Annotated in this window: 38 protein-coding genes and 1 pseudogene; all 39 read left to right on the top strand. The window is 38.6% G+C overall.

Features of this window, described 5'->3' with window-relative positions; translation table 11 throughout:
• Positions 1 to 7: 7 nt before the first annotated feature.
• The 39 genes and pseudogenes from ABC255_RS09505 (at position 8) to ABC255_RS09695 (ending at position 22,109) form a co-directional block, all read left to right on the top strand.
• A complete protein-coding gene (locus tag ABC255_RS09505; RefSeq protein ID WP_412993027.1) occupies positions 8 to 172 on the top strand; it encodes a hypothetical protein in 165 nt (54 codons plus the stop codon).
• A gap of 31 nt (positions 173 to 203) precedes the next feature.
• Positions 204 to 878: a Rha family transcriptional regulator gene (locus tag ABC255_RS09510; RefSeq protein ID WP_412993029.1), complete on the top strand. Its 675-nt coding sequence runs from the start codon at positions 204 to 206 to the stop codon at positions 876 to 878.
• A gap of 84 nt (positions 879 to 962) precedes the next feature.
• Positions 963 to 1,232 (top strand): hypothetical protein, encoded by a 270-nt coding sequence (locus tag ABC255_RS09515; protein WP_412993031.1) that lies wholly within the window; start codon positions 963 to 965, stop codon positions 1,230 to 1,232.
• 97 nt (positions 1,233 to 1,329) lie between these two features.
• Positions 1,330 to 2,223 carry a replication protein gene (locus tag ABC255_RS09520; protein WP_412993033.1) on the top strand — a complete coding sequence of 298 codons (894 nt, stop codon included), beginning with the start codon at positions 1,330 to 1,332 and terminating at the stop codon, positions 2,221 to 2,223.
• A 5-nt stretch (positions 2,224 to 2,228) separates the two neighbouring features.
• Positions 2,229 to 2,603 (top strand): hypothetical protein, encoded by a 375-nt coding sequence (locus ABC255_RS09525; protein WP_412993034.1) that lies wholly within the window; start codon positions 2,229 to 2,231, stop codon positions 2,601 to 2,603.
• Complete coding sequence (locus ABC255_RS09530; RefSeq protein WP_412993036.1) at positions 2,604 to 2,930, top strand: hypothetical protein; 327 nt, start codon at positions 2,604 to 2,606, stop codon at positions 2,928 to 2,930.
• A 253-nt stretch (positions 2,931 to 3,183) separates the two neighbouring features.
• Entirely contained in the window at positions 3,184 to 3,540 is a 357-nt protein-coding gene (locus tag ABC255_RS09535; protein WP_412993037.1) for a RyR domain-containing protein, read from the top strand.
• A 57-nt stretch (positions 3,541 to 3,597) separates the two neighbouring features.
• Positions 3,598 to 3,840, top strand: coding sequence for a hypothetical protein (locus ABC255_RS09540; protein ID WP_412993039.1), 243 nt, complete (start codon positions 3,598 to 3,600; stop codon positions 3,838 to 3,840).
• A 134-nt stretch (positions 3,841 to 3,974) separates the two neighbouring features.
• Positions 3,975 to 4,190, top strand: a complete 216-nt coding sequence (locus ABC255_RS09545; protein ID WP_412993041.1) for a hypothetical protein — start codon at positions 3,975 to 3,977, stop codon at positions 4,188 to 4,190.
• Between the two features lie 13 nt (positions 4,191 to 4,203).
• Positions 4,204 to 4,419 (top strand): nucleoside triphosphate pyrophosphohydrolase family protein, encoded by a 216-nt coding sequence (locus ABC255_RS09550; RefSeq protein WP_412993042.1) that lies wholly within the window; start codon positions 4,204 to 4,206, stop codon positions 4,417 to 4,419.
• Positions 4,420 to 4,479: 60 nt separating this feature from the next.
• Positions 4,480 to 4,884: a YopX family protein gene (locus tag ABC255_RS09555; protein ID WP_412993044.1), complete on the top strand. Its 405-nt coding sequence runs from the start codon at positions 4,480 to 4,482 to the stop codon at positions 4,882 to 4,884.
• Positions 4,881 to 5,027, top strand: coding sequence for a DUF6011 domain-containing protein (locus ABC255_RS09560; protein ID WP_412993046.1), 147 nt, complete (start codon positions 4,881 to 4,883; stop codon positions 5,025 to 5,027). The genes ABC255_RS09555 and ABC255_RS09560 overlap by 4 nt, the downstream gene beginning before the upstream one ends.
• A pseudogene (locus tag ABC255_RS09565) lies at positions 5,024 to 5,386 on the top strand (DUF1064 domain-containing protein); the annotation flags it as partial. The gene ABC255_RS09560 and the pseudogene ABC255_RS09565, both read left to right, overlap by 4 nt.
• A gap of 25 nt (positions 5,387 to 5,411) precedes the next feature.
• A complete protein-coding gene (locus tag ABC255_RS09570; protein ID WP_412993048.1) occupies positions 5,412 to 5,651 on the top strand; it encodes a hypothetical protein in 240 nt (79 codons plus the stop codon).
• Between the two features lie 96 nt (positions 5,652 to 5,747).
• Positions 5,748 to 5,885 carry a hypothetical protein gene (locus tag ABC255_RS09575; protein WP_412993050.1) on the top strand — a complete coding sequence of 46 codons (138 nt, stop codon included), beginning with the start codon at positions 5,748 to 5,750 and terminating at the stop codon, positions 5,883 to 5,885.
• The gene (locus ABC255_RS09580; protein ID WP_412993051.1) at positions 5,882 to 6,127 is read left to right on the top strand and encodes a hypothetical protein; all 246 of its coding nucleotides are present in this window, start codon (positions 5,882 to 5,884) and stop codon (positions 6,125 to 6,127) included. Before ABC255_RS09575 ends, ABC255_RS09580 begins: the two co-directional genes overlap by 4 nt.
• Before the next feature lie 74 nt (positions 6,128 to 6,201).
• Positions 6,202 to 6,567 carry a hypothetical protein gene (locus tag ABC255_RS09585; protein WP_412993052.1) on the top strand — a complete coding sequence of 122 codons (366 nt, stop codon included), beginning with the start codon at positions 6,202 to 6,204 and terminating at the stop codon, positions 6,565 to 6,567.
• A 46-nt stretch (positions 6,568 to 6,613) separates the two neighbouring features.
• A complete protein-coding gene (locus ABC255_RS09590; protein ID WP_412993053.1) occupies positions 6,614 to 6,793 on the top strand; it encodes a hypothetical protein in 180 nt (59 codons plus the stop codon).
• Positions 6,778 to 7,185: a hypothetical protein gene (locus ABC255_RS09595; RefSeq protein ID WP_412993055.1), complete on the top strand. Its 408-nt coding sequence runs from the start codon at positions 6,778 to 6,780 to the stop codon at positions 7,183 to 7,185. The genes ABC255_RS09590 and ABC255_RS09595 overlap by 16 nt, the downstream gene beginning before the upstream one ends.
• A gap of 227 nt (positions 7,186 to 7,412) precedes the next feature.
• The gene (locus ABC255_RS09600) at positions 7,413 to 7,547 is read left to right on the top strand and encodes a hypothetical protein (RefSeq protein ID WP_412993056.1); all 135 of its coding nucleotides are present in this window, start codon (positions 7,413 to 7,415) and stop codon (positions 7,545 to 7,547) included.
• Between the two features lie 63 nt (positions 7,548 to 7,610).
• Positions 7,611 to 7,739, top strand: coding sequence for a hypothetical protein (locus ABC255_RS09605; protein ID WP_412993058.1), 129 nt, complete (start codon positions 7,611 to 7,613; stop codon positions 7,737 to 7,739).
• Positions 7,740 to 7,776: 37 nt separating this feature from the next.
• Positions 7,777 to 8,571 carry a terminase small subunit gene (locus ABC255_RS09610; RefSeq protein ID WP_412993059.1) on the top strand — a complete coding sequence of 265 codons (795 nt, stop codon included), beginning with the start codon at positions 7,777 to 7,779 and terminating at the stop codon, positions 8,569 to 8,571.
• Positions 8,568 to 9,839 carry a PBSX family phage terminase large subunit gene (locus ABC255_RS09615; protein WP_412993060.1) on the top strand — a complete coding sequence of 424 codons (1,272 nt, stop codon included), beginning with the start codon at positions 8,568 to 8,570 and terminating at the stop codon, positions 9,837 to 9,839. The genes ABC255_RS09610 and ABC255_RS09615 overlap by 4 nt, the downstream gene beginning before the upstream one ends.
• 11 nt (positions 9,840 to 9,850) lie before the next feature.
• Positions 9,851 to 10,114: a hypothetical protein gene (locus ABC255_RS09620; protein ID WP_412993062.1), complete on the top strand. Its 264-nt coding sequence runs from the start codon at positions 9,851 to 9,853 to the stop codon at positions 10,112 to 10,114.
• 12 nt (positions 10,115 to 10,126) lie between these two features.
• A complete protein-coding gene (locus ABC255_RS09625) occupies positions 10,127 to 11,638 on the top strand; it encodes a phage portal protein (protein WP_412993063.1) in 1,512 nt (503 codons plus the stop codon).
• A 214-nt stretch (positions 11,639 to 11,852) separates the two neighbouring features.
• Complete coding sequence (locus ABC255_RS09630; RefSeq protein ID WP_412993064.1) at positions 11,853 to 12,956, top strand: phage minor capsid protein; 1,104 nt, start codon at positions 11,853 to 11,855, stop codon at positions 12,954 to 12,956.
• On the top strand, positions 12,956 to 13,105 hold the full coding sequence (locus ABC255_RS09635; RefSeq protein ID WP_412993066.1) for a hypothetical protein: 150 nt from the start codon (positions 12,956 to 12,958) through the stop codon (positions 13,103 to 13,105). Before ABC255_RS09630 ends, ABC255_RS09635 begins: the two co-directional genes overlap by 1 nt.
• Positions 13,106 to 13,207: 102 nt before the next feature.
• Positions 13,208 to 13,819 carry a phage scaffolding protein gene (locus ABC255_RS09640; RefSeq protein ID WP_412993067.1) on the top strand — a complete coding sequence of 204 codons (612 nt, stop codon included), beginning with the start codon at positions 13,208 to 13,210 and terminating at the stop codon, positions 13,817 to 13,819.
• A gap of 19 nt (positions 13,820 to 13,838) precedes the next feature.
• Positions 13,839 to 14,621, top strand: coding sequence for a N4-gp56 family major capsid protein (locus ABC255_RS09645; RefSeq protein ID WP_412993069.1), 783 nt, complete (start codon positions 13,839 to 13,841; stop codon positions 14,619 to 14,621).
• A 168-nt stretch (positions 14,622 to 14,789) separates the two neighbouring features.
• Entirely contained in the window at positions 14,790 to 15,170 is a 381-nt protein-coding gene (locus tag ABC255_RS09650) for a head-tail connector protein (protein ID WP_412993070.1), read from the top strand.
• Positions 15,160 to 15,501: a putative minor capsid protein gene (locus ABC255_RS09655; RefSeq protein ID WP_412993072.1), complete on the top strand. Its 342-nt coding sequence runs from the start codon at positions 15,160 to 15,162 to the stop codon at positions 15,499 to 15,501. The genes ABC255_RS09650 and ABC255_RS09655 overlap by 11 nt, the downstream gene beginning before the upstream one ends.
• Position 15,502: 1 nt before the next feature.
• Positions 15,503 to 15,871, top strand: coding sequence for a minor capsid protein (locus ABC255_RS09660; protein ID WP_412993074.1), 369 nt, complete (start codon positions 15,503 to 15,505; stop codon positions 15,869 to 15,871).
• Between the two features lie 5 nt (positions 15,872 to 15,876).
• On the top strand, positions 15,877 to 16,275 hold the full coding sequence (locus tag ABC255_RS09665; RefSeq protein ID WP_412993075.1) for a minor capsid protein: 399 nt from the start codon (positions 15,877 to 15,879) through the stop codon (positions 16,273 to 16,275).
• A complete protein-coding gene (locus tag ABC255_RS09670) occupies positions 16,276 to 16,707 on the top strand; it encodes a phage tail tube protein (protein WP_412993076.1) in 432 nt (143 codons plus the stop codon). It abuts the gene before it with no gap.
• 83 nt (positions 16,708 to 16,790) lie between these two features.
• Positions 16,791 to 19,238, top strand: coding sequence for an SGNH/GDSL hydrolase family protein (locus tag ABC255_RS09675; protein ID WP_412993078.1), 2,448 nt, complete (start codon positions 16,791 to 16,793; stop codon positions 19,236 to 19,238).
• A gap of 84 nt (positions 19,239 to 19,322) precedes the next feature.
• Positions 19,323 to 20,165 (top strand): SGNH/GDSL hydrolase family protein, encoded by an 843-nt coding sequence (locus ABC255_RS09680; protein ID WP_412993079.1) that lies wholly within the window; start codon positions 19,323 to 19,325, stop codon positions 20,163 to 20,165.
• Between the two features lie 373 nt (positions 20,166 to 20,538).
• Positions 20,539 to 21,213: a hypothetical protein gene (locus ABC255_RS09685; protein ID WP_412993081.1), complete on the top strand. Its 675-nt coding sequence runs from the start codon at positions 20,539 to 20,541 to the stop codon at positions 21,211 to 21,213.
• Entirely contained in the window at positions 21,213 to 21,653 is a 441-nt protein-coding gene (locus ABC255_RS09690; RefSeq protein WP_412993082.1) for a hypothetical protein, read from the top strand. Before ABC255_RS09685 ends, ABC255_RS09690 begins: the two co-directional genes overlap by 1 nt.
• Before the next feature lie 78 nt (positions 21,654 to 21,731).
• Positions 21,732 to 22,109 (top strand): hypothetical protein, encoded by a 378-nt coding sequence (locus ABC255_RS09695; protein ID WP_412993083.1) that lies wholly within the window; start codon positions 21,732 to 21,734, stop codon positions 22,107 to 22,109.

Genomic DNA, 22,109 nt, shown 5'->3' on the forward strand with positions numbered 1-22,109 from the left:
CCACTTTTTGGAGTTAGGTGCGAAAAATGCTGTAGATACAAGTGAAATCACGATATTTTTTTTGACGGTTCATGCGAAAAATACCGTCGAAGGCACTGTGTTGACGTTGTTTGCAGATTTTCAATATCAGAATAGTGAAAACTATAAAATTTTGTATCTAAAAATGCTGTGAAAATATAGAAAAGTTTGAAGGAGAGGTCGAAATGAACAAGTTGGTTTTTGTAGAAAACGGGCAAGCAGTAACAGATTCTTTAACAGTTGCAGAGGTATTTGGAAAAGAACATGCAAGAGTAATGCGTGACATTCGTGAATTAGGTTGTAGTGAGGAATTTCGAGTCGGCAATTTCGCCGAGTCCACTTATGTAAATTCTCAAAATAAAGAAATGCCAATGTACTTCATGAGTAAAAAGGGATTCACTCTCTTAGCCATGGGTTACACCGGCAAGGAAGCAATGAAATTTAAAGAAGCATATATCGATGAGTTTGAACGAATGGAAGATGAATTGAAAAAACCTCGTCCATTATCCGAACGTGAGCAGCTGGTGGCAGCTATGAAATTAAGCCTAGAATCTGCTGAGGAATTAACTCAAGTAAAAACGGAAGTCGTTGAAGTAAAAAGTGAAGTTAAAGAGGTTCGTAGTATGGTAGAAAATCAAATCACCTTAGATCACGGAGAACAGCGTAGGGTCCAGATTGGAATTGCTTCAAGAATTTATGAATTAGAAAAGAATAAAGAATCTAGACCACCGTTATTTGCGGAATTATATCGTGAAATTCGAAATCGCTTTGGAGTTACCAGTTACAAAGATATTAAACGAAAAGATATGCAAGCGGCGCTCGACTACATAGAAGCGTGGGTACCAAGGAGGGTGTCATGAATTTTACCGGATGGTATTTGTTGATGGTGGCGGCTTTGATTATCTTTGTGGTGTACGAAGGTATGAATGAAGGGAGTGGGAAGGGTGAGTGAAGATGAAAAAATGATCAATACACTAAACACTCATTATAAATTCCCATGTAAAGTGGCCTTTGTCTTAATCAAAGAACATGACGGTTTGATTAAATCAAAAGCAACCATTGATAACGTTAAATTCAGCAATATCAGTAAGAGTACATGGACTAGTGAAGGGTCAGCGGTTTTGTCCATTAAAAAGTTAGAAAATGCAACGGAATACCTTCTGGAAACAGCTAAATTGAATGAAATTTGGGGATTTGCTTTATCAAAAAAATAAAGCCTGACGCGCCAACGTCAGGCTCAAAAGAAATACTACATTACTAATATATCACGATGTACAAGTTTTATACCAAAAATATTAGGGGGTGATGGGCTTGGCAGATGTTCAACTAGAGCATGGATATACCAGGATTGCAAATGACATCTTGGAGCATATGGCAAGGATTAAGCTAAGCCCCACTCAATATAGAATTCTTTTCCTTGTTTGGCGATGTACCTATGGTTTCCAGAAGAAAGAACACGATATGTCATTGTCTTATATCAGCGAGGCAACAGGATTGGACAAAAGGAATATCCGAAGAGAATTAAAGTCACTTGAGGATAAGAAAATCATTTATCAAAATATCAAAAATGGCAGTTACAGGAAATTGTCATTCAACAAAAATTACGATGAATGGGTGGGTGAAATAGAACCGGGGGCGAAACTGACCATGGGCGAAACCGACAATGCTACCATGGGCGAAATCAACAACACCACCATGGGCGAAACTGACAACCAAAAAAGAAATTATTTAAAGAAAAATATAAAGAAAAAAGATACAGAGGAGGAGACACTCTTGAAACGGATTTTAGACATTTTAGAAAAAAGTGAAATCCTCGGGGAAAAAGGCATTACGGAATTCCTTCGGGATGATATATCGGACATCATCGATACGTTTGGGTTTGAGGATCCAGAGAAAATGATTGTTGAAGCGATTAAAGATTCTGCCAGAGGTAACGGCAAGACCTGGAAATATGTCTATAAAAAATTAGTAGCTTGGAAGAAACAAGGGATTAAGAGTGTTTCAGATTTAGAGAAACTCCAAGATGAGGAAGCAGCAACTCCTAAAAGAACTCCTCGCAAGGGTTACGGGAAGGCGCCAATTAGGCAAGAGGTCATCCCTGAATACATGAATCAGGAGTATGTTCCTAAAGAGGCTGATTCAGCCCAAACAGAAGCCAAAAAGCAATCCATTAAGGACAAGCTTAATCAATTTAGGGGAGGGTGATTCCTTTGAAATTAGGTGACAAAGTAGCAGTTTCAAAAATTCTTGTTAAGTCACATGAATATTTGCCTGATAACCCTGATTTAATGTCCCCAGAACAAAGGCAGAAATTCGAAGAAGGCGACCCCATTTGGGTGCATAAAAGAGTGATAAAGAAGTTTGAAAATCTAAAAGAAGGTATTGTTGTCGGCAAAAGAAGGATTAGCGTTGCCAACTTACTAGATTGGCAGGAAGGTGATTTTTATTTAGGTGAATGGGCTCCTGATGGTAAATTTCATTCCATTGAAACTACATTCGAAACTGTTTATCTGGTCGCTTGCAATTTGAATGGTCTTTATTATGTACGACCTGAGGATTCGGAGAAAATCGAGGAGGTTCATTAAATGTTCAATAAAGAGGAGTTATTAGCAAAGGTTAATCAAGTTACAGGCAAAGATTACACCCATTGCAGTTACTTACTAACTATTGCTGATTTAATACAAGTTATCGAACACCAGCAAAAGGAATTAAAAGAAGCGCAATGCAGGGAATTAAGCTACATCGATGACATTGAGCAAATGGAGGGAATGTTAAGCCAGGCGAACGCAGAAAACAAACTCCTTCAAGAGAAACTCCTGAATTGTAAGAGAAAATCCACTTACACAGTGTATGAGGAGAATCTTAAATTAGCTGCAGAATTGGCACGGCTGAAAGGGGTATTACCGGTATGACCAATCCCATTCATACCTGCCCTCGGTGCGGTACCAACGGGGATGTCGTTCAGCATAAAGGGGGAATCGTCTTTATCGAATGTCCAGACTGCAATAAAAAGTGGATGGCGGATTCGAAAATCTGTCCCCAATGTAAGCAGCCGAATGGATTTGCAGTGGAGGGTAAGTGCAGTACATGTTATTCAGGGAATTTGCGGTATCTGTGAAACAAAGGATGACTAAAACAAATTAAATTGAAAAGGTGGAATTTAGTATGGAAATCGTAATGAGCAGAGTAACACTGGAAAAGGTAGCAGAAATTTGTCACAACGTTAATAAAGCATATTGTGAAAGTCAAAATGATTTTTCACAACCAACATGGGAAGAAGCACCAGAATGGCAGAAATCAAGCGCAATTAACGGGGTTAGGTTTCATTTAGAAAACGATGTAACACCTGAAATGTCACATGAAAACTGGTTAAAACAGAAGTTAGAAGAAGGTTGGGTTTACGGAAAAGTGAAGGATGCAGAAGCTAAAACACACCCTTGCATTATGCGATATGAAGAATTACCGAAATACCAAAGAACAAAAGATTCACTGTTTAAATCGGTGGTTGATTCATTTAAATAATCGTCGCACTTCGAAGAAGTGAAGAAAATTACGACGTAAAAAGAAAGGGTGGATTTAATGATAACTATCAATATTCATAATGAAAAGTCACTAGCTGGGGTAATAAATCAAACAGCTATTCCTTTACAAAAAGGGGATATAGTCGAGGTCATCAATAGATATTTCGACCCTACAACAGTCGGTGATTATGTCTATTCGGTGAGAGTATTAAAAAGCAGTAATCCTGATGTTATGCAGTATGAATTAAACAGCGTTAGATTGGTGGCTTGTTACAAGGTGGATGTTTTACCTAGACCATAACAACGTCATAATTCGACCATTTAGCGGTGGAAATAAAGCAAGTCAAATTATTTTAATAGTTAAGTATCCATCACCTAGAAAAACATCACAGCAGGCAAATATGAAAGGCTGAGGTGGGTATATTGGGTTTACTCTTGAATGCTACGAAACTTAAAAAACAAACTAGGAAAAACTTAAAAGAATTGAATCGTCAATTTTTCTTGGATAGATTAATTGAATTAGGCGTTACGGAAACATCGTATGGGAAATCTGTACACGATCTGGATTATGAGGAAATGAGGCAGGAATGTATTTTGGCAGAAATGCGCCAGGTGGATATCGAGCATCCAGAACATCGGTGGTTCAGATAGAAAGGGGAACAGCATGAGCAAAATTGAGGTATTAATGACAGAAGTAAACATTGCCGTTTTCTATGAACGGCTCAGGCAGAACGATAAATGGGGATTGCAACGTCATGACTGGGGCAAATGGCTGGGAATCTTAACGGAGGAATTTGGAGAGGTAGGACAAGCCATTAACCGAATCCATTTTCCTGACGGTGCCAACCTACTGACGCGGACGATCTGTATAAGGAGTTAATTCATGTGGCAGCTGTCGCTTCTGCGATGGCTGAACAGTTGAAGGAAGAGAGGGAACGTAATGAGCAGGGAAATTAAGTTTCGGGCTTGGGATGGAGTAGAAATGTTGGATGGCTGCATGATGGATGAAATGATGTGTAATCAAGATTTAGAAATAGATTTGAATGTCGGTCAGTTTTCAGTTCGCTCTCCGTATCGTCCAGGTAAATTCACTCTATTGCAATACACCGGATTAAAAGACAAGAACGGCAAGGAGATTTATGAAGGGGATATTGTCTATCAGGAGTTTTATGATACTAGATCATTGGATGAAGGTGGTTTCATAGGAGTAGTAAAACAGGATGAAGGTTGCTGGTGGATTGATAATAACGTTAATCACGCTGAACTTTTATGGAGTGAGCTGAATGTAAATGAAGTCATTGGCAACATCTACGAAAATCCAGAACTCTTGGAGGATAAACAATGATTTGTCCGGTCTGTAATCGTCCGTTAAAGAGCAAGAAAAGTGTGGCGAAGGGTATTGGTCCCGTTTGCGAAAAGAAGCTGGAAAAATTGAAAGATACAGCCGATGAAGACCAGCTAAAAATGGAGCTGAAGGTGAAGGAATGACACGTAATAAGTACGGCAACAAAAAAACAGTAGTGGACAATATTACTTTCGATTCTGCAGCCGAGGCAAAGTATTACGGTCAGTTGAAATGGTTGAAGCAGGCGAAGCAGATTAAGGATTTTAAATTACAGCCAAGGTTTCTTTTGCTAGAAGGATTTAAGAAAAACGGCAAGACTTTTCGTAAAACGGAATATGTAGCAGATTTTGAGGTTCATAACTTGGATGGCACAACTCAGATCATTGACATAAAGGGTGCTATCACCAAGGAATTCGCTTTAAAGAGAAAGCTATTTGAACGGAAATACTTAGATACTTTAACAATATTAAAATATGACAAATCTAAAGGGTTTATTGAAGTTAAGTAAACGAAAGTGAGGGAATGTCTTGCAAAAAGTCATTATTGCTGATGATCGTCCTACATGGATGAGGGAGGAAGACACCAAGATGATTTGCTTCACAAGATGTTCCCTTTATAAAAAATGCTCGAGTCGTTTTGGGGTCGATTGTAAGCGACTGGGCGGCGATATGATACCGAAAGTAGGTGTGGGTCATGGTAAACAAGGTAAAGCGAAAACGCAGGCTAAAAAAGGCGTTAAAGAAGCGTCGAAAGGAAATCAAAAATAGAAAGCAACAACCCCAAAAACAATTGAATGAAAAAGAAAGTGACCGGAAGCAGTTTAAATATCAGGGAATAAAAGGATTTTTTGAAAGGGTGAGATCATGGGTATCGTATTGTTTATCGTAGGGTGTATCGTAGGCGCTATCGGCATGAGAAATCAAGAAAATGAGGCCTATTGTAGAGGCTATGCAGATGGCTATGAGGATGGTGAAAACTCGTGGGGTCCCTACGACAATTGAAGAAGAGCAAGGGGAAGGCAAGTCCTTCTCCTGCTCAACCAGCTCCAAATCTAAAATACACCTATGAACTGGGATATAACGAAGGACAAGCTGATGGTTACAACCAAGGAGCTGCAGATCAGCGGAAGCTAGATATTGAAAGTGCCGTAAATTTGTTAAATGACCTTGAAAGTTTACCTGGTATTGGAGAGGTAACAGCTAATAAAATTCGAATTTTGGTGGCAAGTAGGTTTGGGAATTAGATTAATTTGTCGAATCTCTAATAAATTAGATAGGCATTCTTGAACCAAAAGATGAACATAAGGGAGTTGAGAAAATGGAAATATTCGATAATGTATTTGACGCTTTAAGAGAAGTTAAAAGATTGTCAAATAACCTAGAACGCACTTTCGAAAAAATTTATTTTGTTTATAACGAGTATTACGAAAATTACATTGTAGCAGATGATAATTACGATGTTTCGAAAGCGATACATCAACGTTGGTGTGATAGTGGTTGTGATAGTGAGCCAGAAAATGAAGCAAAGGAATATAAGATTTGGGAGTATTCGTTGGCAGAAAATAAAGAGAAATATCCACATTCATATCGTAGTGCAAAAAGGTCTTTGATTAAGTCGAAAGTTCCTTTGATAAGAAAACCCAAAGAAATTGAGTGTGAGTATTCGGTGTCTTTTAACATTTAATTATGTTCATCTTACGAAGAATAGACGATAAAAAAGGAGGAAAACCATGGGGGAAGATTGGAAGTATGGCCGGACGAAGGAACTGAAAATGAAAGTGTATGCACTAACAGAAGAACGGTTAATGGCTCTTATCATTAAGCACGAAGTCAGAGGGTGGACGCGGGCGAGTGAAATTAAACCCTGTGAGCGGGGAGTGGGGTGTATGATGGTATGGAAAAGACCATAACCTACAATAAGCACGATGTATATAAGATTATTTCCGATTATCCGTTAATGCTTAAGATTATTCGTGAGGTAGGAGAAACCGAAGTTGAGTTTAGAGGCACAGCGCAATATGGTGTTGAAGCCACCCTGCCGAAGGCTCAAGGAGTTGTAGGGAAGGCGCTGGAAATGGAAGTCATCAGACGTAATGACCGGAATAAAAGATTGTTTGATTACCTAAATAAAGTGAAATGGATTAACAAAAATCGTAATAAACTGACAGATAAAAGAGATATCGAAATATTAGATTATCTATTGGACGGCACAAGTATGTTGAAGGTAAGCAAGATTATAGGTGTTAGCCCACAATGGTTGGATAAACTTCGTAATGATATTGTGGATAAACTGTGTGAGTGAAAACAATTGATTAATATTGCAATTGTTGTCAAATTATGCAAAGCTTAATTTATGATACTGGCGTTGGTTCAAACATCCAACCTGCACTAGGCGGCACCCTTTTACGGTGTTCGCCTTTTTTATTTGTTGCAAACTGTCCCAGTGTAAGTCGTTAGAGGTTTGGAGGACGCTCTTAATCTAATGCAGAGGGGGCAGTTTGGAGCAAATAACGGCAAAGGGTGATGTTTATGAAAAAAGATAAACAGCAGCAAGAGAAATCACCTAAGAAGAAAGAACAACTTAGCACAAGAGATATTAAGCACTTAATGGGAATGGACAAACAAACCTACACCAGGCGTAATGGTGCGATAAGAAATAAATAAGAAATAAACTATGCAAAGATTTCCTCCTTTTGCAAAAGCTAATAAGTGGAAGGAGTGGAAGTATTGATTATAAAAACCAATATTACACATATCTGTTCGACTGAGGATGAGGAAGTCCTTTGGATTCGATTAGGGAACGATGGCCGATTGATTACGGTGAATAAAGAAGAATCAGAAGAAGAGCAGCCTTAGCGGTTGCCTTTTTTTATTTGGAGGCGGTGAAGTTGTAGTGAACTGGGATGAAGTCAGAAAAGAATACGAGACATCAAAGGTCACTTTAGCAGCACTTGCTGAAAAATATGATATTAAAATCGGTACCTTAAAAAGCAGAAAAAGCCGTGAAGGATGGTCGAGAGGTTCACCGAAAAAAGTTGCATCAAAAAACAAAAAGGTTGCAACCTTCGAACCTGTTATTGAAAACGATGATTTGAATGATAAACAGAAGATGTTTTGTCTTTATTATATCAAGTATTTTAATGCTACTAAGGCTTATAAAAAGGCATATCAGTGTACTCTTCAAACAGCAGACACTAATGGTCCTCGGTTGCTCGGAAATGCTCGGGTAAAACAAGAAATTGAACGGCTAAGAGCTGAGAGGCAGCAAGGATTGTTTTTGGATACAAAAGCAATTCTACAAAAATACATTGATATTGCTTTTGCGGACATAACTGACTTTGTTGAGTTTGGTCGCGAAGAAGTGACTGATGATTTAGGAAATCCTTATGAAGTAAATAGAGTGAGGTTTAAAGAATCGGTGGATGTTGATGGAACGATTGTTACTGAGGTCAAACAGGGCAAAGACGGTGTATCAGTGAAACTCGCTGATAAGATGAAAGCACTAGAGTTCTTATCCAAATATACTGATTTACTCTCTGACAACGACAGAAAGAGATTACAGGATGAAAAGCTTAAAGCTGATACTGAATTTGTACAAGAACGAACGAAGCTTCTCAAAGGTGCTCAGAAAGATACTGGGTTGCTTGAGTCTCTCATTAGCGCGTTTAAGGCGAGGAATGGCACATGAAACAAATAACTTTTTCGGAAAAGCAGCTTGAGGTCATTACGGCTCCATTCGAGTATACATTGGAAGCCAATGAGGGTACACCAAGAAGTGGGAAAACTACTGCTGGACACTCACGATATGCCCTTTATTTGACGTTAACACCTGACCAAAACCATTTGATTGTGGCTTATAACCAAGAGCAAGCTTATCGGCTTTTTATTGATGGTGATGGCACGGGTTTGCTGCACATCTTTGGTGATTTATGCAAGATTAAGCATGATGAACTCGGTGATCATTTGGAGGTCCATACTCCGAGCGGCGTTAAGAAGGTTTATTACAAAGGCGGCGGTAAAGTCGATAGTGTGAAAGCCATTACCGGTATGTCGCTTGGCTCTGTAGTATTTTGTGAAATCAACTTATTGCACATGGATATGATTCAGGAATGTTTTCGTCGTACTTTTGCTGCACGAATGAGGTTTCACTTGGCGGATCTAAACCCACCAGCTCCCAATCATCCAGTCATCGAAAAAGTATTCGATGTTCAAAAGACCAAATGGAAACATTGGACTATCCATGACAATCCTATCCTAACAGAAGAACGTAAGAAGGAAATATACGACACCTTAATAAAAAACCCTTACTTATTTGCTCGAGACTGGGAAGGAAAGCGAGTCATGCCAGAGGGTGTTATTTATGGCATGTTCAATATGGATATGAATATTAAACCTGCTATCGAAGGAAAACCCTTTGAAATGTTTTTTGCTGGCGATGGCGGGCAAAGCGACGCAACATCATGCAGCTGTAACATTATCACCAGACTTGATGGGAAGTTTCGTCTTTACCGTGTGGCTCATTATTATCATAGCGGTAAAGAAACAGGGCAAGCAAAAGCAATGTCTGTCTATGCGAAAGAGCTTCAAGAGTTTTTTAATTGGTGTACAGATACCTTTCAAATGCGGTACTCAGAGGTATTTGTGGATCCGGCATGTAAATCCTTGAGAGAAGAATTGCATTTGCTAGGAATCCCCACAACAGGCGCTGATAACAATGCGAAAGATGTAAAAGGCACAGCTAAAGGAATTGAAGTAGGTATTGAGCGTGCCCAAAACTCCATAACCAATGAACAATTTTTCTTGGTGGAGAATGATAAGTTCGGACATTACCATTTCATCAAAGAAGTTGGTATGTATGCCCGAGATGACAGCGGCAAGCCGATCGATGACTTTAACCATGCGATGGATGAATTCCGTTACAGCAACAACTATTTCTATAAACGATATGTAATTTAGGCGGTGACGATTTGGCAAAGGTTATTAAACTCTTTAATAAACAAGAACAGGATAGGGAAGCTCTTGTTAAGCATATCGAGGACTTTCTCGAAATGGCCAAAAACGGGGAATTAAAAAACATTATGGTTGCAGCTGAACACATTGACAACGATATTTTGACTGGATACTGCAACTTAGATGTTCAAGAAAAGCAATATATGATAGGTCATTTCCAAGCAGATGTGACCATGGCCATTGTTGAGGCTAACATCGATAGGCTAATTGAGTTTATTTAAGGCGGTGACAACATGTTTAAAAGCTTACTCGCCAAGATAAGGCAGGTGATGTACAAAATGGGCATAGTAAAGGGAATTCAAAAGTTAACCGATAAACGGGAGATTCCAGTGAATGATGAAATGTACAATCTCATCGATGTCTGGAAAGCTGTATATGCGGGTTATTACAAAGATTGGCACGATACCTCTTACATGACTGTGAATGGTAAGAAACAGCGAAAACGGGCTTCTATGAAGATGGGAAAAGTAGCAGCACAAAAGATGGCCACGCTGATTTTTAACGAGAAATGTGAAATTAATATTTCCGATACGAAACTAGAAGAAACGATAAAAGATATCTTAAAAACTAATAAATTTAATCGCGAGTTTCGTAGGTATCTAGAGTATGGTTTTGCTCTTGGTGGCATGGTGATGAAGGCTTACTTTGAGAATAACCAAATTAAAGTGTCGTACACGACTGCCGATTGTTTTATTCCCTTAGCATGGGATAATTTCCGGATAACAGAGGGTGTATTCGTCAGCACGTTCAGAAAAGGCGAGAAGCGTTATACACACTTGGAATGGCATATATGGGAAGAAGGCAATTACATCGTTAGAAATGAGCTGTATGAGAGCTCCCATGACCACGAGTTGGGTGTGAAAGTTTCTCTTGATACTCATTTCAAAGAATTGTCAGAAGAAATCACATTTCATGAGATTGAGAAGACGATATTCGTTTATTTTAAGCCCAATATTGCCAATAATTTCGACACAAACAGCCCGATGGGTATTTCCATATTCGCAAATGCACTGGATACTCTTAAATCGCTTGATATTGCGTTTGACAGTTTCCAAAGGGAATTCGCACTAGGGAAAAAGAGAATCATCGTTCCTACATCAGCGATTAAAACCGTTGTAGACCCACAATCAGGAACCATGCAGCGATACTTTGATTCAGACGATGAAGTGTATGAAGCTATGAACATTGGAGACATGGATGCCGAAAAAATCCATGATATTTCAGTGGAATTACGCGTTACGGATCATGTAGCGGCTATTAATGCTCTTTTAAATATTTTTGCTATGCAGGTCGGCTTCAATGCTGGGACTTTCACGTTTGACGGTGTAGGAGTAAAAACAGCGACGGAGGTTGTTTCTGAGAATAGTGAAACATTCCGAACTAAACAGGATCATGAAACAAATGTAGAAGCTGCTATACAGGAATTAGTCGAGGCAATTGTAGAAATTGCAGATACGTTCAACGTGTTTCCTCGTCCGGCTGACTATGAAGTGTCAGTCGCTTTTGATGATTCGATTGCAGAGGATCAGAGCGCGGAGATTACCAAACAGATTCAGTTAGTCACGAATGGATTGAACAGCAAAGTTAGAGCTATTATGAAAATTCATGGACTGACGGAACAAGAAGCTGAGGAGCTGCTGGTCAAAATCAAAGAAGAGCAAGCGACCGTTTTAACTGAAAGCATTGATATGTTTGGTATGGGTGGTAAGACACCTGTCAAAAAGAAAGAGGGTGAACAAAAGTGATTGAGTTTTTTGAACGACTCACATCGGCATTTAAAGCACTCTTTGAATCAGTTAAAAATATGTGGAACAAAATCAAAGAATTTAATGAAATTATAAATGAGCACCGGACCATTTCGGTGACTAAACCAAAATGGTCCGTTCCCCAAAAGATTATAGCAAGGAATCAGGTTAATATTAGAAAACCGAGAATGGTGTTTGCTAGGAGCCATTGTTAATGGATCCACTCAAACAGCAACAATTAGCCATGCCGACAGTAGAAGTCTTTCTTTCCATCGAGGAGCAGCTCCTAATCAATATCGCTAAACAGTTAAAGAAACACAAATCTTTGCTTACTGAGGAGAATATTGTTTCTTGGCAAACAGAGCAATTATCCATGCTCGGAAACCTTACCCAGCAGAACATTATTGCCATTGCTAAGCATTCCGGAATGGCCGTAAATGAGGTCACGAAAGCACTAGAGCAAGCAGGTTATAGCACATTACAAGAGTATGAAGGGGAATTGCAGGAAGCGGTCTCCTTGGGGTATCTGATTGCTCCACCAAATATCGAAGCAAGCTTAGCATTGCAGGATGTATTAGCGACCTTCCAACAACAAGCAATAGAAACCTTTAATATGGTTAATACCACAATGTTACAGCAGTCTCAGCAGGTCTATTTAGACATCGTCAATCAAACGGTAGGGAAAGTATTAGCTGGCACAATGACACCTCAGGAAGCCTTAAGAGAAAGTGTTGAGAGTTGGGCTGATACCGGTGTTCCTGCTCTAATAGATAGAAGAGGGCGAAAGTGGAGTACAGAAGCTTATCTCAATCAAGTTATGCGTTCTACGGTGAACAATGTAGCCAATGAAATGCAAGATACTCGGATGGATGAATTTGGGGTAGATTTAGTCGAAGTGTCCAGCCATTTAGGAGCAAGACCTCGATGTGCTCCTTTCCAGGGCAGAATCTTTTCGAGAAGTGGTACACATTCGAAGTATCCGGCACTGGCCACCACCTCATATGGTGAACCAGCTGGCTTAAAAGGCGTTAACTGCCGTCATTTGTTTTATCCCTACATCGAAGGGGTCTCTAGAAAGACATATAAACCGTATGACGAAAAAAAGAACCGTGCGGTATATGAAGAGTCTCAGCAACAAAGATTGCTTGAGAGACAAATTCGAAAAGCCAAAAGAGAGCTTCTCATGATGGAAGAGATAGGGGACACTGAAGGCATAAATGCAGCTAAGAAGAAAATTCGAGATAGACAAGCGGATATGAGGGCATTTATCGACGATACTGGACGGACCAGAAACCGTCAGAGGGAGCAGATCTATTAATGTTTATCTCTAAAAAGGAATTCGAAAAGCTTGAAAATAAGGTCAAAGAGCAGGACAACATCATTAACAATATGTCCTATCATCTTGTTCAACTGCAGCAGGAAATCAATGAATTGAAGAAACCGAAAGAGCCGAACTATTTCAGTTAAGGCTTTTTATTTTGGTCTTTTTAAAGGCTAGACCATAAAGAGGCGTACCCTTTCGCGTGAGGTGTAACACGCTAAAAAACATTAAAAAGGAGATTGAAATAGATGGATTTAATGCAGTTGTTAGGCGAAGAGTTATACAAGCAAGTCGCAGAAAAAATGGGAGACACAAAAATTGCGATTGTTTCCGATGGCAATTGGTTTCCGAAAGACAAGTTTGATCAGGTTAATGGTGACAACAAAGAGCTCAAGAAGCAGTTAAAAGATCGTGATGAGCAATTGACCGATTTAAAAACAAAAGCAGCTGGCAATGAGGATCTTACCAAACAGATCAATGACCTTACGGAGCTAAATAAGCAGACAGCCAAAGAATATCAAGACAAATTGGATAAACAGGCGTTTGACTTTGCTCTAAGAGAAGCTTTGACAGGTGCCAAAGCCAAAAATGCCAAGGCGGTTGAAGCATTGTTGAATAAAGAAGCAATCAAGCTGGACGGTGACAAGTTGCTGGGACTTGAAGAGCAACTGAAAAACCTAAAAGAAAGTGATGCTTATTTATTTGATTCCGAACAGCAACAATCGCCGAAATTCACAACAGGTCAACATCAAAAAACGGCTGGCGGCATCACACAGGAACAATTTAACTCAATGAATTATACCGAGCGTATTGAGCTTTACAACACAAATAAAGCGTTATACGAACAATTAACTCAATAAAAAAGGAGAATGATGTAGAATGACTCAAACTAAAGCGGCAGATTTACTGAATCCAGAGGTATTAGCAGACATCGTAGCAGGAAAACTTCCAAAAGCAATTCGCTTTGCGCCTTATGCGAAGGTAGATACTACTTTGGAAGGTGTAGCTGGGGACACAATCACACGTCCTGTATACGGATATGTTGGTGCTGCCGAAGACTTAACTGAAGGCGTACCTATGGACCCTGCTAAATTAAGCATGACTACAACTCAAGTAACCGTTAAAGAAGCTGGTAAAGCAATCGAAGTGACTGAAAAAGCAATCATCACAAATGTCGCAGGAACAATGGACGAAGCGGCTAATCAAATTACAAAAGCGATGGCTGACAAATTAGACATTGACTACCTAGCATCAATGGCTGCAACTTTACTGTCTCATGATGCTGCACCTGTAACAGCAACAGCGATTATTGATGCTATTAATTTATTCGGGGATGAAGATGAAGAAACATATATTTTATTCATCAACCCTAAAGATTACACAGGATTATCCAAGTCTCTAATTGACGGTAATACTTTCCTAAGCCAAGCACAGATTGCTGAATTGGTGGGAGTTAAAGAGATCGTGAAAACAAACCGTCTTGTTCAAGGTACTGCTTATGTGCAAAAAGCAGGCGCAGTCGAAATTGTTTACAAGAAACGCCCTAACATTGAAAAAGATCACGATATTCTAGCACGTACATTTGTGTTAGCTGGAAACAACTACTACACAACTAACCTTTACAACGCTAATGGTGTTGTTAAGATTGTTGATTCTATCTAATGACGAATAAAAGGGGGGCGTTTTTGCCCTCTTTTGTTTTGTAAGGGAGCGTTTAAATATGATGTTACGTAGGTATTATGATAAGAAAGCAGAACCCAAAGAAGAGAAAAAAGAAGAGGTTAAGACTAAACCAAAACCAAAACGGACACCTAAAAAGGATGAGTAATCATGGCTTACATTGATTATACCTATTATTCCGATAACTACAAAGGAACAGCCATTACACATGATCAATTTATTGTGTTATCTGAACGGGCTTCTGATGTAATAGATCAAGTCACATCCTATGGTTTACATGGAGCTGATTTTTCTGAACTGGCACCTCTGATTCAATCGAATGTCAAAAAAGCGACAGCTGCACAAGTGGAATACATGGCCATACAAGGTGGAGAGTTATCCATACATGGCGGTTCTCCTACTTCTGTTAATATCGGCAATTTCAGTTACCAAGCAAGCAATCAGGAGCAACCGATTGTATCTCCTGCAGCAATGAACTATCTAAAACCCACTGGATTACTATACAGGGGTGTGAGCGCGTATGGTCGTTAAACCTATACCTAAACATGTATTAACACATACCGTCATCTATGAAGAATGGCTGGAAGGCGACGGTATTAATACAGAAAGCGGATTTAATGCACCCGTAACACTTTCGAATGTGCGGGTACAATTTCTATCCAATATTCGCAAGAATGCCAATTCTGAGCATTTACTCTATGAGGCTACGCTCTTTTATGATGTTGTTAATTCTTCATCTAGTGATGTTTTTACTTTTACCGAAAAGTCTAGAATCACACACGATAATAAGACTATGGTCGTGGAAAAGGTGAATCCTGTTGAAGCGATACAACTTCATCATTACGAAATCGGGTTGATCTAAGATGTTTCGATTTCGGACCAGGGTAGAAATAGATGAGCAAAGTCTAAGACGAAGGCAAACATCAGCTAGGGAACAAGCCCAGTTTGCACTCGATACACAAGTCTTAAAAGACAGTAATTTCTTTATTCCGAAACAAGAGGCATACTTGGAAGCCTCAGGGGTTTTACACAGTCGAATAGGGCATGGTCATATCGAGTGGAAAACACCGTATGCACGTAGGCTTTATTACAATCCACAATACAATTTTTCTAAAGACGTTAATCCAAATGCTCAAGGCTTATGGTTTGAAGCTGCCAAGGCGGCTCATGCCAGGGAATGGGCAGAAGTTGCAGGCGTACCGTATAGCCAGATTTTCAATGGGAGAGGGTGATTATTATGGACATTATCAAACAAATATCTGATTATCTTACGAATAACGTTTCACTGAATGCACCTATCGTTTCCCCGGTGTTAAGTAAAGCTCCTCAATCAGTGGCGATTCGTGAGACACCTTCCTCCATTGCGAATCGATATATAAATACCGATAAAACGATGAATTTCCAATTTCAATTACTCGTCAAGGACCCGAGCATTATCAAAGCGAGGGATACCATCAATACGATATTTCAAAAACTAGACGGGCTGTCTGCTGACTCGGTCTCGAGTAGTAATGACAGTTTTGTTATGACCAAATGCGAATGTACCACCTTGCCGAGCTGGGTGGAAACGACTGAACAAAATGAACATATCTATACTGCTATTTTTTCAGCAGAGATAGAACTGGGAGGGAATTAGATGTTTGAATTGATGAATGCACATGCCTTTAGCATTAACACAGCGCCCGGAACAACCCCAGGTACATTGGCTGTTATCGGAAAAGGTATTACGAATGTAGAACCAAGCAATAACGAAGAATTGTCACAGGATAAATATCTGGATGGTGGAGGCTTTGGGGAGACAGATGTCATCGGAGCCCAAACTGTGTTAGCTTTTACAGGACATCGTTATTACGGAGATCCTGCACAAGATTTTATCATGGGATTAATGCTTAAACTTGGCGAAGAACGTCGAACTAATTTTGAATGGACGGAGCCGGATGGAGGCAAATTCACAGGAGCATGTACCATTGCTAATATCAGTGGTCCTAGTGGAGCAGCAGGATCAAAAGGGGAAATCTCTTTTGAAATCCATTTTAATGGGGAACCGACCTACACACCTGGGACATAGTGAAGTCATCGATTTAGGGATTTATCTGCCTAAATCGATGACTATTTTTTTTGATTAATGCTTGAAAAGGAAGAAGGGATTACATGTTTAAATCATATGCGTTAACCATTGATATACGTAAAAATGAATCCCCACCACTGGTATATTTTCATATCGACGATTTTGCAACGGCGAAGCTTGTCATTTCGCTGAAAGAAAAAGGTGCGATCCTATCCCTTACTCAGTCAAAGGTAAGAATGGCCATAAAAAAATCCGATAAAACCGTGGTCTTTCAGGACTGTGAAGTTACGGATGGGGAAAAAGGGATTATTGAAGTTGTGTTATCTGCTAATTCATTGGCTTCTCCTGGTATCGCTCTATGTGAACTATATGTAAACGAAGGGCAACAAACGGCAGTTACCCCACGATTTAAGTATCATGTAGATTCTGCTTTGTTTCCATCGGGAATGGTGGAAAGTTCTAACGAGTATAGCGCTTTACAAGCACTCATAACAGACTCAGAGAACGCTGTCACCAGTGCGAATGAAGCATTAAATACAGCTACTAGTGCTATTGAAGGAGCGAATACTGCAAAGGAAAGCGCCGATACAGCGGCAACAAATGCCAATACTGCAGCTGACAATGCAAACACAGCGAAAACAGCAACAGAACAGGCAACCCAAGCAGCGAATACGGCAACTACCAACGCTATTACGGCTACAGAACAAGCAACTACTGCTGCTCAATCAGCGAATGAAGCGGCGACCAATGCTGAGACCAGATTGACCGAATTAAACGGTGTAAATGCTGTGCAATTTAACGATCGATTGAATACATTATCGACGTCTGTGGCACAAAAGGCGACCAAAGAAGAAGTTCAAGCAGTGGCAAGTGGATCGCCAAAAGGAACATATGCAACCTTAACTGCCTTACAAACTGCGTATCCAACCGGAACAACAGGGATTTATTTAGTAACTGCTGATGGTAAATGGTATTACTGGAATGGTACAGCATGGGCTGCAGGTGGAACGTACCAAAGCGCAGGCATTGCAGATGAATCAATTGCAATTGGAAAAACAAACTTTATAGCAGTAGGTAAAAATTTATATAACATAAACACTTCTACGGACGGTTTCTTTGTAAACCATACAAATGGTAATTTAAGTGCTAATGCAAGCTATTCCGCAAGTGATTTTATACCCGTTAAACCAAACACAATCTATATTCGCTCAAGAGATAGTTACATGGCTTTCTATGATGCGAATAAAACCTTTATCAGTGGGCAAGCCAACACTGTTACAGGATCGTTTACCACACCAGCAAATTGTTATTACCTTCGCACTTCAGTTCAACCGTTGTCAGCAAAAGCGGCTTTTCAACTTGAAGTAGGGAGTACAATCACATCATATGAAAACTACAAATATGTTTTAAATTCCTATACGGATATTCTTAAGAACATACCATCAAAAGGAATAACTCTTGGTTTATTAGAAGATTTAGTATCAAGGTACACCTATACAAAGAACTTATTCAATAAAGCTACAATTACGGATAATTATATGATGAATAATGTTACAGGAAATCCGTTAAGTAATACTGGTTATTACTTAAGTGATTATATACCCGTAACATCAAACACCGCATACGCAGTACCTTTACCATGCTACATGGCTGAATATGGAAGTGGAAAAGCGTTTATCCTTGGGAAAACACCAAGTGATTATACAAACACCTTTACCACAGGTGCTAACACTTACTTTGTAAGGATATCTCCACAGCGAGCAAATTGTCCTGTAGACCAGTTTCAATTTGAACTGGGAACAACACCAACTGGTTATGAAAGTTATGGATTAATACCTGCAAATTTAGTAAATGGAGTTCCAGTGATTATTTCATCTACTTCGGGGGTTAATTGGAAAAATAAGGTTTGGTCACAATTAGGTGACTCTATTACTGCACAAGGGAAATGGCAGCCTTACGTAATTTCTGCGTTAAGTCTAGTCTCAAAAAACTATGGTGTGTCAGGAACTAGGGTGGCGGATTCTACAGGATCAGATACGCAAGCAATGTGCAGAGATGAACGGATTAATGCCATTGATATCATTTCTGATGTCATAAGTTTTATGGGAGGAACAAACGACTGGGCAAACAATGTGCCATTAGGTGATATAAGCAGTACAGATGTTAGCACGTTTTATGGTGCAGTAAAGACAGTTGCACAAAAGTTAATTACAAAATTCCCATCTAAATCAATCGTTTTTATGACTACACCATATGGTAAATATCCGAATAGAGCTGGTTGGTCTGATCCTTACGGATTAAAAAACAATCTAGGACTTACAACTGGTGATTATGGAAAAGTCATAATGGAGGTAGCGAGGTTACACGGGATTCCTTGTGTTGATGTTTTCGGTAATGCTGGATGGAGTGATATTAATATCGCAACGTTTGTAACCGATGATGGTGCATTTCTTCATCCGAATACTGAAGGTGGAAAAAAGATAGCCAGGTTAGTTATCTCAAAGCTAAAGGAAATTGAACCTGTAGCTTAATAAAGTAGTTTAAAATTACTGTTTACAACTCCTAAATTCTGTTATAATTGCTAGGAAAATATTACTAAATAAGGGAGTTGCAACATGAAAAAAGTCTTTATTTCTGCTCTCATATGTGTAAGTCTTGCTGTGATGATTTTAGGGGATTTGCATTATAAAAACAAGATAAAAGCCCAAGGACAAGCAGCAAGAGAGAGTTTTTTACGTAGCCAGAAACTAGAAAATGAGCAGAAGGAAAAAGTAATACAATTGTTAAAAGCTAGTAAATCAAAGAGTGTGGTGGATTGGTTAAAATATGAATCTACACAAAAAGAAACACTTACTCTGTCTGTTTTAGGTAGCAGCGTAACAGCAGGTGATGGTTCAAGCACGAAAGATCGGAGTCATAGTTGGGCTAAAATGCTTTCAAATTATTTATCGAGCATTGATGGAATTAATCGAGTTTCACTGGTGAACAATGGATATTCAGGATATAGTACAAGTAGATTATTAAAGGATAATAAGCTTGATGAGGTAATCAAGAGTAAGCCTGATATTGTTATATTTGAACTGTGTCTAATAAATAATCACAGTCAAAGTGTTTCACTAGATCAGACTTATCAAGATATTGATACAATTATTTCCAAGTTGAAAGAAAGTCTACCTGACTCATTAATTGTTTTACAAACTGCAAATTCCATAGAAAATGATAAACCGAATTATGGACTTCGCCTAACATATGATGACTATAATGAGAGTGTTAAAAGTTATGTTCAAAGTAAAGGTTGGAATTTCATTAGCACATACGAAGAGTTCAAGGGTGTTGTCACTGAGAAAAATTTAAATTATAAAGACATACTATCTGATGGAATTCATCCTAATGACCAAGGATATGAAATTTGGTTTAATAACTTGAAGAATGACGTTAGCAAGACATCAGCTAACTAATGCTAAGGCACTGTGACTTTTTCACGGTGCTTTTATTAATGAGGTAAATTAGAAATTAACGACACATTTGGAAAAAAAGATGAACATAATTGATTTTGAAAAGTTAGTGTAATTTTATACTTACAGAGGAAATAAAAAGAGCAGCCGGATTTTTTCTGGTTGCTCTTTTGCTTTAATGAATATAAATATAAAAATGACCAGAAGGAGTGATTCGTATTGAATAAAAAACAAGTATTTTATTTCTTGTGTTCAGTCTTTATCCCTCCAATAGTATTAATATTATTTTATTATCTAATGGTGTTGGCGTTTAAATAAATTACAAATTAAGGTATACTGCTTCTATAAAATAGAAAATTTTTAGAGGAGTATACATATGTCAGAAATTAGTCTTGTTCAATTACAGTATGCTTTATTTTTTGATTCCATTGAAAACAGACCAGATAAATTGATTCCCAGGGTTGATGATGCTTTAGATGGCGTGTTTGATCAAATGCCAACAATACTTCCTATACCGCAAGATGCGCCCCCAGAGGTTCCTAGTGTAATAATGCAAAGCTCAAATGGTGTATATACTTGTAATATTGCTAGAACAAGAATTGATTTTATTGTTAATTACGGAAATTCAGGTCAATCAGTTTCTGTAAATGTAGATGATTTTATCAAACAAATTCGAATTTTTTCAAATTCAGTAAGTAAATATAAAAAATTTACGCGATTTGGATTCGTAGGCAAATATTTTTTAAAAGACAACAACCCATCAAGAAAGATACAAAATAAGTACTTTAAAAAAGATCTAGGGGATTTAGAGGAACTTAATTTTAGATTTAACAAACGATTTGAAAGCAATGAACTTACACTTAATGATGTAGTTGAAATAAGCAAGGGGACAATTAATGAAGTCGGCAGAACCTCTCAACAAGGAGTTTTTATCCAAAGAGATATGAATAATGTACCAGTATCAACTTCTTTAGCTACTGAAGAAATTCTTAAAGTTATTACTTCACACCAGAATAGCTTTACTATTTCTGGTATTTCGGAGTTGATCTAATGAGTTTTGAGTCATCCAGTTCAACGGTTAATCCAAGCTCAAGTGTTGATTCTAGTTCTGTAGCACCATCAATCGGATCATCTTCTACATCATCTTTAACATCAACAACCTTGCATTCTGCTGAATATGAAGCGATTATGAAATATATTGCGTCAATGCAAAAGCCTCCTACTGCAGGTCAAATTAAAGCAGAAGCTGAGGTGAAACGTGTTGAGGCAGAAGTAAGTAGGGTAAAAGGAGATTCCAGGAATAAAACGATTGTAATATGCATGATTGGTATAATTGCCATAATACTAACAATTTTTGGGTGTTATATTTTTGTTAAAAATCCTCAAATTTCAAAAGACGTTTGGGTGGTTATAGGTCCAATAATAATAGGGTGTACATCAGGTACTATTGGATTCTTAACAGGAGAGAGAAAAGGATCGACTCAGGAATAAAACTAACAAGCGCATAAACGATATCACGTACAATAGAGTCCTCACTGGGCTCTTTTTATTTTGAGGAGGGAATTTTGAATGCGTAAATTTGAATTTAAGAAATCCTATGAAGAAATTGAAATTGCAGGCAAGGTTTACAAGGTCAGTTTGAAAGATAATGATCGCAAACGATGCAGCAAACAGATATTGAAATTTAATGACATCGTCACGAAAGTAAATGTGACAGATGAAACCAGTTTGAATGTAGAAGCAGCCATAAAGCTTGAGGAAGACTTCAAGGATACATTACTTGAAACATTGGATGTCCTGTTTGGGGAAGGTTCTGGTGATGAACTTTATAAAGCAGCTGACGAACAAACAGAAGAATTGATTCCGATTGTTTTTGAAGTGGCAGAAATTGTCCAGGAGCGAAGACAAGAAAAAATCAGCAAATATACCAAGAAAAAAGGGAAGTAA

This window comes from Neobacillus canaveralius, assembly GCF_047237705.1.
GTDB classification, from domain to species: domain Bacteria; phylum Bacillota; class Bacilli; order Bacillales; family Cytobacillaceae; genus Neobacillus; species Neobacillus niacini_K.